This is a genomic window from Streptomyces sp. NPDC000880, assembly GCF_053599675.1.
Genome location: NZ_JBSFMS010000174.1, coordinates 1 through 11703, shown reverse-complemented (window position 1 = coordinate 11703; position 11703 = coordinate 1). Strand labels below are relative to the sequence as shown.

At 68.8% G+C, this 11703-nt stretch carries 14 protein-coding genes; 2 read left to right on the top strand and 12 right to left on the bottom strand.

The window, feature by feature from the left end; translation table 11 throughout:
* The 11 genes from ACWDO5_RS33290 to ACWDO5_RS33240 form a co-directional block, all read right to left on the bottom strand.
* The coding region (locus ACWDO5_RS33290; protein ID WP_450534287.1) for an amino acid ABC transporter ATP-binding protein at nucleotides 1–505 on the bottom strand (505 nt) is incomplete at its 3' end.
* A 120-nt stretch (nucleotides 506–625) separates the two neighbouring features.
* Nucleotides 626–1072 (bottom strand): DUF6278 family protein, encoded by a 447-nt coding sequence (locus ACWDO5_RS33285; RefSeq protein WP_450534286.1) that lies wholly within the window; start codon nucleotides 1070–1072, stop codon nucleotides 626–628.
* 58 nt (nucleotides 1073–1130) lie between these two features.
* Entirely contained in the window at nucleotides 1131–1910 is a 780-nt protein-coding gene (locus ACWDO5_RS33280) for an exodeoxyribonuclease III (protein WP_450534285.1), read from the bottom strand.
* Nucleotides 1911–1955: 45 nt separating this feature from the next.
* A complete protein-coding gene (locus ACWDO5_RS33275; RefSeq protein WP_450534284.1) occupies nucleotides 1956–2588 on the bottom strand; it encodes an MBL fold metallo-hydrolase in 633 nt (210 codons plus the stop codon).
* A gap of 12 nt (nucleotides 2589–2600) precedes the next feature.
* The gene (pcaDC, locus tag ACWDO5_RS33270) at nucleotides 2601–3899 is read right to left on the bottom strand and encodes a bifunctional 3-oxoadipate enol-lactonase/4-carboxymuconolactone decarboxylase PcaDC (RefSeq protein ID WP_450534283.1); all 1299 of its coding nucleotides are present in this window, start codon (nucleotides 3897–3899) and stop codon (nucleotides 2601–2603) included.
* 1 nt (nucleotide 3900) lies between these two features.
* Entirely contained in the window at nucleotides 3901–4440 is a 540-nt protein-coding gene (locus ACWDO5_RS33265) for a tyrosine-type recombinase/integrase (protein ID WP_450534282.1), read from the bottom strand.
* Nucleotides 4441–4547: 107 nt separating this feature from the next.
* Entirely contained in the window at nucleotides 4548–5522 is a 975-nt protein-coding gene (locus ACWDO5_RS33260; protein ID WP_450534281.1) for an HAD-IC family P-type ATPase, read from the bottom strand.
* Nucleotides 5523–5524: 2 nt separating this feature from the next.
* A complete protein-coding gene (locus ACWDO5_RS33255) occupies nucleotides 5525–5836 on the bottom strand; it encodes a DUF1490 family protein (protein WP_450534280.1) in 312 nt (103 codons plus the stop codon).
* A gap of 89 nt (nucleotides 5837–5925) precedes the next feature.
* Nucleotides 5926–6855, bottom strand: a complete 930-nt coding sequence (locus tag ACWDO5_RS33250; protein ID WP_450534288.1) for a metal ABC transporter permease — start codon at nucleotides 6853–6855, stop codon at nucleotides 5926–5928.
* A complete protein-coding gene (locus tag ACWDO5_RS33245; protein ID WP_450534279.1) occupies nucleotides 6855–7745 on the bottom strand; it encodes a metal ABC transporter ATP-binding protein in 891 nt (296 codons plus the stop codon). Before ACWDO5_RS33245 ends, ACWDO5_RS33250 begins: the two co-directional genes overlap by 1 nt.
* Complete coding sequence (locus ACWDO5_RS33240; protein WP_450534278.1) at nucleotides 7745–8680, bottom strand: metal ABC transporter solute-binding protein, Zn/Mn family; 936 nt, start codon at nucleotides 8678–8680, stop codon at nucleotides 7745–7747. Before ACWDO5_RS33240 ends, ACWDO5_RS33245 begins: the two co-directional genes overlap by 1 nt.
* Nucleotides 8681–8950: 270 nt before the next feature.
* On the opposite strand from ACWDO5_RS33240, the gene ACWDO5_RS33235 reads away from it, so the two are divergent.
* A complete protein-coding gene (locus ACWDO5_RS33235; RefSeq protein ID WP_450534277.1) occupies nucleotides 8951–9619 on the top strand; it encodes a TnsA-like heteromeric transposase endonuclease subunit in 669 nt (222 codons plus the stop codon).
* Between the two features lie 19 nt (nucleotides 9620–9638).
* On the opposite strand, the gene ACWDO5_RS33230 is transcribed toward ACWDO5_RS33235, so the two are convergent.
* On the bottom strand, nucleotides 9639–10217 hold the full coding sequence (locus ACWDO5_RS33230) for a dienelactone hydrolase family protein (protein ID WP_450534276.1): 579 nt from the start codon (nucleotides 10215–10217) through the stop codon (nucleotides 9639–9641).
* Nucleotides 10218–10465: 248 nt separating this feature from the next.
* On the opposite strand from ACWDO5_RS33230, the gene dnaK reads away from it, so the two are divergent.
* A partial coding sequence (gene dnaK, locus ACWDO5_RS33225; RefSeq protein ID WP_450534275.1) for a molecular chaperone DnaK occupies nucleotides 10466–11703 on the top strand: 1238 nt, incomplete at its 3' end.

The following is an 11703-nucleotide window of genomic DNA, read 5'->3' as shown; positions in this document are numbered from 1 at the left end:
GCTGACCATCGCCTCCGAGTACGGCACGGGGATGATCAGGACCACGGGCGATGGCCACGCGCTGCTGCTGGCCGCCGGAGAGCTGGGCCGGATACTTCTCGGCCTGGTCGGCGAGGCCGACGCGTTCGAGGAGTCGGCGCGAGCGCTTCTCCGCCTCGTCCTTCTTGCGCCCGCGGACCTTGATCTGCCCGAGCGAAACATTGGCCAGGACGGTCTTGTGCGCGAAGAGATTGAAGGACTGGAAGACCATGCCGACGTCGGCACGGAGTCTGGCGAGCGCCTTGCCCTCTTCGGGGAGCGGCTGGCCGTCGATGATGATGGAGCCCGATTCGATCGTCTCCAGGCGGTTGATCGCCCGGCAGAGCGTGGATTTCCCGGAGCCCGACGGGCCGATGACCACCACCACTTCTCCGCGGCCGACCGTGAGGTCGATGTTCTGGAGGACGTGCAACTGTCCGAAGTACTTGTTGACGTCACGCAGCTCGATCAACGGATCGACGGCCATACGCTGCCCTACCCACTCTCAGCTGTGTCGGGGTCAGCGCAAACTATCCAGCCGGACAAGGGACTTCACACTCGACACGCATAAATAGGGCATAAGCCGTATTAATAGCGATTTAGCAGGTCAGGCCTCGGCGGCTTCCGCGTAGACCTGGGACAACTGGGGCGCTCCATTGACCGCCCACTCGAGGCCGGCCTCCACCACGCCGATCTCGCGCCCTGAGGCGAGCCGCACTACGGGATGGCCGCCCGGCCAGATGTGCCAGGCCGCGCCCTGCACCGTACGGACGATCACGGTGCCGAGGTAGAGGCCCGCGTCATTGCCCAGCCAGGGCAGTTCCTCCGGGTCGTCGCGCCAGCGCGGCGGCAGCTGGTCGAGCGCGGTCAAAGAGGCCGGGGAGTCGTCCAGTTCGAGCCCCGCCTGCCCCGCTCGGACACGCAGCAGCTCGCACTCGGAGAGCAGCTCGGCGACGGCGGCCGCGCGCTCCGGGTCGTACTCGACGGAGCGATCGTTCTCCTCCTGCTCAGCGCCGTTCCGCTTGAGCCAGTTGTCCAAGAAAGGGATGTTCATACCGCTCAGCCTCGCATCCCTGCGGCCGTACGCACCACAGGGCGCGCGTCAACACACATCAGATGTCCAGATCGACAACAACTGGGGCGTGATCCGAGGCGCCCTTGCCCTTGCGCTCCTCGCGGTCGACATAGCTGTCCTTGACCGCATGGGCGAAGGGTTCGTTGCCGTAGACCAGGTCGATGCGCATGCCGCGGTTCTTGGGGAAGCACATTTGGCGGTAGTCCCAGTAGGTGAACGGGTGCTCGTACTTCAGGGGGCGCGGCACCACGTCGGCGAGCCCGGCCTTGCGCAGGGCCTCCAGCGCCGCACGCTCGGGCGGGGTGACATGGGTCATCCCCTCGAAGAACGACGGGTCCCATACATCGTCGTCGGTGGGCGCGATGTTGAAGTCGCCGAGGACAGCGAAGGGACGGCTCCCGGACGCGTCCTCGGCCACCGCGGCCTGCAGCGCCTCCAGCCAGCGCAGCTTGTAGGCGTAGTGATCATGGGCGACCTCACGGCCGTTGGGCACATAGACCGACCAGACGCGGACCGGGCCGCAGGTCGCCGCGATCGCCCGCGGCTCCTGCTGCCCCTCGTAGTCCGGACCGCCGGGCAGACCCCTGACGACGTCGTCAAGTCCGACCCGGGAGACCAGCGCCACGCCGTTCCACCTGCCGGAGGCGTGGACCGCTGATTCGTAACCGAGCTCGCGCAGCTCGTCGGAGGGGAACTGCTCCTCGGTGCACTTCGTCTCCTGGATGCACAGCACGTCCGTGCCGGTGCTCTCCAGCCAGGCCAGCAGCCGGGGCAGCCGAGCGGTGATCGAGTTGACGTTCCAGGTCGCGATGCGCATGTGCGACAGCCTAGCCGTGGGGTCTGACAGTCAAGGGGGCGGCAGTCACAGGTCCGCCGTCTCGCCCGGAGCCAGCCGGCCGTGCTCGGCGCCGCCGAGCGAGCCGATCTGGCTGTCGTAGATCGGCCGCGCGAGATCGGTGAGCAGGGCGTCGTGAATGTCGAAGGCGCGCTGCGGCTTCACCTCGCGTACGTAGTCGATGACCTCGGAGATCTTGTTCCACGGGGCCTGAACGGGGAGCAGCAGCGTCTCGACCGGGTGGTCGGGGACGGTGAGGGCGTCGCCCGGGTGGAAGACCGAACCGTCCACCAGATAGCCGACGTTGGTAATCCGCGGGATGTCCGGGTGGATCACCGCGTGCAGCTCGCCGTGGACCTGGACGTCGAAACCGGCGGCGGTGAAGGTGTCGCCATGGCCGACCGTGTGGACGCGGCCCGGGAAGGCCGCCGAGATCTTCTCGGCGACGCTCCGCAGCGTCCAGATCCCGGCGGCCGGGTTGGCTTCGAGGGCGGCGCGCAGCCGGTCCTCGTTGAAGTGGTCGAGATGCTCGTGCGTGACGAGGATGACGTCCGCGCCGACGGCGGCGTCCTCCTCGCTGAAGGTTCCGGGATCGATGACGAGCGTCTGCCCGTCCTTCTCCAGCCGGATGCAGGCATGCGTCTTCTTCGTGAGCCTCATGCCCCCATCCTGCTACGGCTCGGGAGTGGTCTCCTCCTGGATGACGGCGTGGGCGACCCTGAAGGCGGAGTTCGCCGCCGGGACGCCGCAGTACACGGCCGCGTGGATCAGGACTTCCCTGATCTCGGCGGGGGTCAGGCCATTGCGCAGGGCGGCCCGGGTGTGGAAGGCCAACTCGTCCAGATGTCCGCCCGCGACCAGCGCGGTCAGCGTCACCACGCTGCGGGTGCGTCTGTCCAGGCCCTCGCGGGTCCAGACCTCGCCCCAGGCGTAGCGGGTGATCAGCTCCTGGAAGTCGCCCGTGAACTCGTCCGCGGCGGTCGTCGCCCGGTCCACGTGCGCGTCGCCGAGGACCTCACGACGGACTCTCATGCCCGCGACGTACGGATCGGGGCGGCCCGACTGCACTGCTTCGGGCTGCGTGGGCGAGCCGGACGCGCTCTCCGCGACAGGCGCCACCGGGGCGGAGAGCGCGGGCGCGACCGGCGGGGCCGCGATGGCCGAGAGCGTGTCGTTCCAGGCCGTGGAGAAGTGGCGTACGAGAAGGTCGGTGACGGCGGCGGGCTGCTCGACCGGCGCGAGATGGGAGGCGCCAGGCACCAGCGCGAGCCGGGCGTCCGGGATCCCGGCGACCAGGGTGCGGGCCTCGGCGGGCCCGGTGACCTGGTCCTCGGAGCCGACCAGGACGAGGGTGGGGACGCCGACCAGGCCGAGTTCACCGCGTACGTCGAAGGCCGCGAGCGCCTCGCAGGCGGCGACGTAGCAGCCGGGGTCGGTAGTGCGGACCATCTGGACGGCCCACTCGACAATCGCGGGCTGGGCGGCGGCGAAACCGTGTGTGAACCAGCGCTCGGGTGCGCTGCGGGCCATCGGGTCCAGGCCGTTGGTACGGACGATCACGCCGCGCTGGCGAAACTCGTCGGCGGTCCCGAACCGGGGCGAGGCGGCGACCAGCGCGAGGGAGGCCACCCGGTGCGGATGGCGCAGCGCGAGGTCGACGCCGATCGCGCCGCCGATGGAGCAGCCCGCGTAGCCGAAGCGCTGGATGCCCAGCTCGTCGAGGGTGGCGAGCAGCCGGTCGGCGAGTTCGGCGACGGCGGTGGCGGGGTGGGCGGGGGCACCGCCGTGGCCCGGCAGGTCGAAGCGGAACACCCGCCACCGGCGGGACAGATCGGCGATCTGCCGGTCCCACATGTGCCATGTAGTACCGAGGGACGGTCCCAGGATCAGGACCGGGGCGTCTTCTGGCCCGTCAAAGCGGTATTGCAGGGTTTCGGCGTTCGTGTCACTCACCTGCTCACGCTCCCACATCTCACAATTTCTCACTGGAGGGGGTCGCGACGCTCGCCAAACCTCCCCAGGCTTCCGCCGCCGGACGTAGATCCTCCACGTCCGGCTTCACGTACCACTTCTTGGTCGTCTTCACACTGGTGTGCCCCACCCACCGGGCCAGGATGTGATCCGGGACACCACTGTTCGCGAGGTACGTCAAGCACGACGCGCGTGCATCGTACAAGCGGACCCTGCGAAAGCCGTTCTTGTCCATGATCTTGTACGCCCTCACGCGCAACTGCCGACCATTCAGCGCGGCGCCGAGTTCATCCACGATCACGTACCCGCTGCCGCTGTACGCCTCCCCCGCCGCCAGCTTCTCGGCCGCCTGCGTGGCGCGGAACCCCTTCAGGGCCTCACGCACCAATGCGGGCAGGGGGAGCAGGCGCTGGGACATGTCCACCGAGGTCACCCCGAGGCCCGTGCCCGCCTTCCCGTCGCGTACGCGCCCCTGCTGGAGCGCCCAGTTGACCGTCGAATCCCACCTTCGCAACGCCGCAGCCTGGGCCAGCCCAGCCACGGGCACAGACCTTGCCGAGCAGGTCGACCCCGGCGTCCGGGCACGGCCCGAGGCTCTCGGGACCCCCGCCTGCTCCCGGCGCGGAGTCGTGTCCGTACAGGCAGGTACTAACGCACTCGTCGGTCCTCCATGGGAGCCGCCGTGAGCACCTCGTCCGTCGTCCGGGGCAGGTGCGGGGTGTGGTTGACGAGCCGGGCCGAGTTTCCGACGACCGCGATGCTGCTGGTGTTGTGCGGCAGTGCGGCGAGGACGGGGTTCATGGATCCCCCGGCGCCGGCGAGCAGGCCGAGCAGGTTGACGCCGATGGCGAGGCCGTAGTTCTGCCGAACGACCCGCAGGGTGTGACGGCTGAGTTCGACGACAGCTGCGACCTGTCGCAGGTCATTGCCCGCGAGGGCGATGTCGGCGGTCTCCAGGGCCACGTGCGAGGAGTGCTCTCCCATGCTGATCCCGACGTCGGCGAGGGCGAGTGCCGGGGCGTCGTTGGTGCCGTCGCCGACCATCGCCACCGTGTGTCCCTCAGCCTGCAGGTCCCGGATCAACTGGAGCTTGCCCTCCGGAAGGGCATGCGCGTGCACTTCGGTGATGCCGAGCGCGTCGGCGACCATGACCAGGGTGTCCGTCCCCGGAGAGCTACGGCTGCGGAGCGAGCGCAGCGCGCCGCGGAAGAAGGGCAGTCCGGTGAAGAGGGTGATCGCACCTAGGAAGCCTGAGGATCCGAAGGTCATCCGTGGCCGGCGCAGCAGGCGGCGCAGTGCCACGAGGGCGAGGACCGCGCCGCCGACCACGAGCCGTGCGACCTCGCCGGTGGAGGAGTCGGGGGCGGACCGGGTGGCCTTGGCGGGCGCGGACGGTGGCGGGGCTTCTTCGAGCGCGGCGACCAGACGCTCGACGTCCAGGCGGTCCGGCGCCACCCAGATCACGACGCTGCCAGTGCGCGGGAAGATCCGCAGTGCACGGAACCCGGCGATGCCGGTCAGCCGCTCGTCGACCAGTCCGGCGCTGCCGGGGCGTGCCCGTACCCAGGGAACGGTCAGCCGGGCCCGGCCTGCGGCCACGGAGCACACGACCACGCCGGCCATGATCAGTGCTCGTGTCCGTGATCGTGGTTCTCGACGCTGACCGCGGAGGGCGGCGGTACTTCCTCGCCGAGTGTGGTCCGGGCCTCCGCGAGCATGTCTCCTGCCTTGAGCCGGGCTTCCTCGGCGGCCGAGGCGAGCCAGCGGCCGCCGACGATGCCGTTCGCGATGCCACCGACGAGCGCTTTGCGGGCGGCCGGTTTGGCCTCGGGAAGGCGCTTGGAGACCCCTCGGATAATCAGGCCGCCTACCACCCCGGAGACTGCGTAGTGAGCGAGACGGCCGGCTGCGGCACCAGCGAGAGCGACGGGATGCATGAAGGGCTCCGTCCGTCTGCACCGAACGAGCTCGAGTGTGCGCCCGTACGGCGCGCCCCTTCGAACCGAGGCGGGAGGCGAACGGGCTGTCAGACTCGCGCGGAGGACTGTTCCGGTGGGGCCGGCGGGGAAAGCAGGGCCGGGGAGGCTCGGTCGGCCGGCCGCGTGCTCGCCAGGCGGCAGACGAGGTAGATCACGAACGAGATGGTCGTGACGTAGGGGCTGATGGGGATGGTGCTTCCGAGCGCGAGCAGAATCCCTCCCTCCATCGAGACAAGCGCAAAGACGACGCTCAGTACGGGCAGCAGCACGGGAGAGGCCGTGATCCGCGCGGCGGCGGCCGCCGGGGTGACGAGGAGCGCGAGCACCAGCAACGCTCCGACGATCTGTACGCAAAGGGCGACCGCGAGGCCGAGGACCAGCATGAATGCCAGGGACAGCGCGCGTACGGGAACGCCCCGAGCCTCGGCCACCTCCGGATCGACGCTGGCGAAGGTCAGCGGCTTCCAGATGATCGCGAGAGCGATGAGCACCACTACGGACGTGCCGACCAGCCACGACATCTGCGGGGTGTCGACGGCAATGATCTGGCCGGTCAGAATGCCGAACTTGTTCGCCGCTCGTCCCTTGTAGAGGGACAGGAAGAGCACGCCCAGTCCGAGTCCGAACGGCATGATGATGCCGATGATGGAGTTGCGGTCGCGGGCGCGGACGCCCAGTACACCGATGGCTCCTGCCGCGAGCAGGGAACCGGCGATGGACCCGGCCACGATGTTCAGCCCCAGCAGCAGCGCCGCTGAGGCGCCGGCGAAGGACAGTTCACTGATCCCGTGCACGGCGAACGGCAGATCGCGCATGATCACGAATACCCCGACCAGGCCGCCGACCAGGCCCAGGAGAACCCCCGCCAGAAGGGAGTTATGGACCAGGCCGAGCAGCTCGCCGTAGTTGTCGAAATTGAAGATCTGATGCCAGACACCGGTGTCGTCCCCGCCGTCGGCAAGGGGCCGGCGTCCGATCACGACCGTCCGCCCCCGTTCGGCCCGTCCGCATGGTTGTGCACAGTGGCGTCGTCGGGTGCCCCGACGACGACGATGCGACCCCTGATACGGACGACATCGACCTGCGTCCCGTACAGCTGCGACAGGCTGGACGAGGTCATCACCTCGTCCGGCGGCCCGATCCGGAATCCGCCCGGGGCCAGATACAGGACCCGGTCCACCAGACCCAGGACGGGGTTGATCTCGTGCGTCACGAAGACGACGGCCGTGTCGGCACAGCGGCGCCGCCGGTCCACCAGCGTGGTGACCGTGCGCTGGTGCTGTAGGTCGAGGGAGAGCAACGGCTCGTCGCAGAGCAGGATCCGCGGGTCGGTGGCGAGCGCCTGCGCGATGCGGACGCGCTGCTGCTCGCCGCCGGAGAGCCTGCCGACGGGCACATCCGCATAGAGCGTCGCTCCGACCGATGCCAGGATGTCGTCCACGCGGCGGCGGATCGCACGGGGGGCGAGCGAGGGCCCCCAGCGATGCCCGTCCAGACCGAGCTGCACCAGGTCACGGGCCCGCAGCATCGTGTGTGCGGGCAGAGACTTCGCTTGCGGTACGTAGCCGATGTGTCTGCTGCCGCGCCGGGGAGCCCGGCCGAGGACCGTCAGCGAGCCCTCGGTGAGCTGCTGCCGGCCCAGGAGCACTCGCAGCAGGCTGGTCTTGCCCGATCCGTTCGGGCCCAGCACCGCGAGGAACTCCCCGGGCCGCACATCGAGGTCGAGTCCGGACCACAGCACACGGTCGCCATAAGCCAGTGCGGCGTCCCGCAGACTGATCACCGGTTCGCCACGGGTTGCGCCCCCGCGAGCGGCATCGCCGGGGTGGGAGAGTGGTGCGCCGGCCTTGGCCTCCGTGCGGTCCATTAGGTGCCCAAGGCGCTCTTGAGTGCGTCGACGTTGGCCTTCATCCAGCTGATGTAGTCCTCGCCCTGGGGAAGCGTCTCCGTTACGGGGACGACCGGGATCCCGCTGGCCTCGGCGGCCTGCTTGACCTTCTGAGTCTGAGGGCTGGAGGTCTGCTCGTTGTACACCAGTGCCTCGACCCGCTTACCGGTGAACAGCTCAAGCGTCTGCTGCAGGCTCCTCGCGGAGACGTCGTCACCCTCCTCGACGGCTTCGCTGAAGTCCGCGGGCGTACTGTTGCGTAGCCAGCTCGACTCGATCAGATAGAGCGGGACAGGCTCGGTGACCGCCACCGCCGCGCCCGCGTGGTCCGCCTTGATCTGCTCTTCCGCGCCTTGGAGGGACGTCAGCCTCTCCTTGAACGTCTTGGCGTTCTGGCCGAAGGCGTCGGCGTCTGCCGGGGCCGCCCTGGCCAGGGCGGCCGCGATCCGGTCGGCCAGCTTTCCCATGGTGGGGAAGTCGTACCAGACGTGCTCGTTGAATTCCCCGCCCGCTGCCGGGGCCTTTCCCGAGACCTCCACGGCGTTGATGACATTCGCCGACGAGTTCTTCGCGCTGCGGAGCATCCTGCCCATGAAGTCGTCGTAGCCACCGCCGTTCTCGACGACGACCTTCGCCCTGGACAGCTCCAGCTGGTTCCGCGTACTGGCCTCGTAGGAGTGGGGGTCCTGCGCCGGGTCGCTGATGATCGAGACGACCTTGACCTTGTCAGCGCCGATCTGCTCGACGATGTCCCCGTACACGTTGGTCGAGGCGACCACCGGGATGACAGACACCGGGGCCGCGGCCCGCGAGTTGTCGACAGAGTCGGCCTTCACGGAGCTTCCGCAGCCGCAGGTCAACGCCAGGGCGACACCGATAAGGAAAGCCGGGCCGCGAGCCGAGGACATCCGCATACGCGGCCTCCCAACCGAACCGAAACCGAAACGGTTATCACTTGAATTATCACCCCATCGCTTCACGCCATCCACTGGAGCCGTTCGCCCGTGACGGCGGGGTGCAGTGCGCGCCGGAGGCCGGGCCGGGGCTACCCGCGACCTCCCGTCCACCAGCGTGTTGCGGTAAGTCACCGCCAATCCGGCGCTGCCACACATACAGGTTTGGGAACGGCCAGTTGGTTTCTGCCACTTGATCTTGACCGGTGGGTCTCGTGGAGTGGGGAGACGGTGGCTGTTGCCGCGCTGGCGTACGGCGATGCCGTCGTGTCGGCCTTCGAGTTGGGCTTTGTCGAGTCCGGGCAGCGTCATCGGCTGCCGTTGGGACAGGGCTGGAACCGTCGGTTCGAGACAGCCGATCCGGTCCGGGAGTTCCGCTGGGCCAAGGGCGGTGAGAGCTTCGCCGGTTTGTACTACTCGACGACGGTGGGCGGCCACGTGGGCTACGAGTCCTGGCTGGAGCGGGACCGGCTGATCCTGCTGGACCGCGAGCCAGAAGTGGTCGGGATCGCCTCGCAGCCGTTCTGGCTGCACTGGCACGACGGCAAGCGGCGGCGCCGGCACGCGCCCGACTACTTCGTGCGGCTGGCCGGCGGCCGGGGCCGGGTCGTGGACGTGCGGGCCGGTGACCGGATCGACCGGGCGCGGGCTGCTGTCGTCCGGCAGCCTCGTCCAGGCGACGAGGACTACATGTCCGTGACGGCGTGTCGGGGTCGTTGTTGTAGCTCGTCCGGGTGGTCTCATGGGCCGGCCCGTCCACCGGGACGGTGGACGGGCCGTGAGGTGGTCAGCGAGGCAGGACCACGTCGCTGTTCCCGGGTCGGGGACGCGGGCTTCGAGGTCGGCGACACGCCAGTCTTGGAAGTGGAGGTTGGAGCGGGCTGCCTTTGGCCTTGGTAGTCCTCGCCGAAATGCCGGGCTATTTGATGCGGTCGAGGAAGTCCAGCACTCGATCGGTAGCCTGCGTTGCGGCGTGTTCGTCGTGCGACGGCAGGCTGCTGTCGGTGAACAGGTGCCTGTCGCCGGGGTAGAGGAACAGTTCGGCATCCGCCACCGTCGCGACGAGCGCCCGGGCTGCGTCCACATCGCCCTCCCTGGCGAAGAACGGATCCGCGTCCATGCCGTGGACCTGGACCGGGACATCGTGGGGCCAGGCGCCGCCGAACTCCGCGACCGGGACGCATGCCTCCAGCAGCAGCGCACCCTTTGCGCCGGGGCGGGTCTGGGCCAGCTTCTGCGCCGGCAGGACGCCGAGCGAGAACCCGAGGTAGACGAGTTCCGCAGGCAGCCCCTCGGCGGCGGCGGTTCCGCGCGCGATGACCGTGCCGAACCCGGCGTCCTCGGCGTAACCCATGCCCTCCCCGAGGCTGTCGAATACCTGCCCCTCGAACAGGTCCGGGACGTGGACGGTGTGTCCGGCCCGTCGCAGCTGCTCGGCGAACTGCCGGACGCCGACGGTCAGCCCGTGCCCATGGTGGAAAACCAGCACCTCAGCCATTTCGCTCCCCTCGTGCTGCGGTGCCCGGGCGGCGCCGCAGCACGAGTATGGCCCGCGCCACCGACATCTGCGGGTCGTAGCCGGACGGGGTCAGATCGCCGCTCATCCCGCCTCCTCCGCTCCAATGGCGTGCGCGCCCGGCTCCCATTACCTCCCTGGGCTTGACAGCAACCTACTCAGGTTTTATGCAGGAAGCACCAGCACGATGGGGGTGAAGGCGCTGGTCAGTGCCTGGGAAGGAGTCGGAGATGGCACGCGCAGTAGGTATCGACTTGGGGACGACGAACTCGGTGGTGTGCGTGCTGGAGGGCGGTGAGCCGACCGTCATCGCCAACACGGAGGGCGCCAGGACCACCCCCTCGGTGGTCGCCTTCGCCAAGAACGGGGAGGTGCTGGTCGGCGAGATCGCCAAGCGGCAGGCCGTGACGAACGTGGAACTCACCGCGCGGTCCGTCAAGCGCCTCATCGGGGATGCGCAGTGGCGTTTCCCGGAGTCGGGCAGCGTCGACGGCAAGCGGTACACCGCACAGGAGATCTCCGCGCGGGTGCTGCAGAAGCTCAAGCGCGACGCCGAGGCGTATCTCGGCGAGGACGTGACGGACGCCGTGATCACCGTCCCGGCATACTTCAACGACTCCCAGCGCACGGCGACGAAGGAGGCGGGGGAGATCGCGGGCCTGAAGGTGCTGCGGATCATCAACGAGCCGACGTCCGCCGCACTGGCCTATGGCCTGGACAAGGAGCAGGACCAGACCATCCTCGTGTTCGACCTCGGTGGCGGCACCTTCGACGTGTCGCTGCTGGAGATCGGCGAGGGCCTGGTGGAGGTGAAGTCCACCAACGGTGACACGCATCTGGGCGGTGACGACTGGGACCAGCGGATCGTGGACCACCTGGTCAAGCAGTTCAAGAACGGCTACGGCGTGGACCTGTCGAAGGACAAGATGGCGCTGCAGCGGCTGCGCGAGACCGCCGAGCGGGCCAAGATCGAGCTGTCCTCGTCCACCGAGACGACGATCAACCTGCCCTACGTCACGGCCTCGGCCGAGGGCCCGCTGCACCTGGACGAGAAGCTCACGCGCGCCCAGTTCGAGCAGCTGACCGCCGATCTGCTCGAGCGCTGCAGGGGTCCGTTCCACAACGCCATCAAGGACGCCGGCATCAAGGTCTCCGCCGTCGACCATGTGATCCTGGTGGGCGGTTCCACCCGGATGCCCGCGGTGACGGAGCTGGTCAAGGAGCTGACCGGCAAGGACCCGCACAAGGGCGTCAACCCGGACGAGGTCGTCGCCATCGGGGCCGCTCTGCAGGCCGGTGTGCTCAAGGGTGAGGTCAAGGACGTCCTGCTCCTCGACGTGACCCCGCTGTCCCTCGGTATCGAGACCAAGGGCGGCATCATGACCAAGCTCATCGAGCGCAACACCACGATCCCGACCAAGCGGTCCGAGATCTTCACGACGGCCGAGGACAACCAGCCGTCCGTGCA

Bases quoted from the DNA above. Each gene is read 5' to 3' on its own strand.
- pcaDC (WP_450534283.1), bottom strand. From the start codon at position 3,899: ATGTGGGAGCGTGAGCAGGTGAGTGACACGAACGCCGAAACCCTGCAA.
- ACWDO5_RS33240 (WP_450534278.1), bottom strand. From the start codon at position 8,680: ATGCGGATGTCCTCGGCTCGCGGCCCGGCTTTCCTTATCGGTGTCGCC.
- ACWDO5_RS33230 (WP_450534276.1), bottom strand. From the start codon at position 10,217: ATGGCTGAGGTGCTGGTTTTCCACCATGGGCACGGGCTGACCGTCGGC.
- ACWDO5_RS33280 (WP_450534285.1), bottom strand. From the start codon at position 1,910: ATGCGCATCGCGACCTGGAACGTCAACTCGATCACCGCTCGGCTGCCC.
- ACWDO5_RS33260 (WP_450534281.1), bottom strand. From the start codon at position 5,522: ATGGCCGGCGTGGTCGTGTGCTCCGTGGCCGCAGGCCGGGCCCGGCTG.
- ACWDO5_RS33275 (WP_450534284.1), bottom strand. From the start codon at position 2,588: ATGAGGCTCACGAAGAAGACGCATGCCTGCATCCGGCTGGAGAAGGAC.
- ACWDO5_RS33285 (WP_450534286.1), bottom strand. From the start codon at position 1,072: ATGAACATCCCTTTCTTGGACAACTGGCTCAAGCGGAACGGCGCTGAG.
- ACWDO5_RS33255 (WP_450534280.1), bottom strand. From the start codon at position 5,836: ATGCATCCCGTCGCTCTCGCTGGTGCCGCAGCCGGCCGTCTCGCTCAC.
- ACWDO5_RS33245 (WP_450534279.1), bottom strand. From the start codon at position 7,745: ATGGACCGCACGGAGGCCAAGGCCGGCGCACCACTCTCCCACCCCGGC.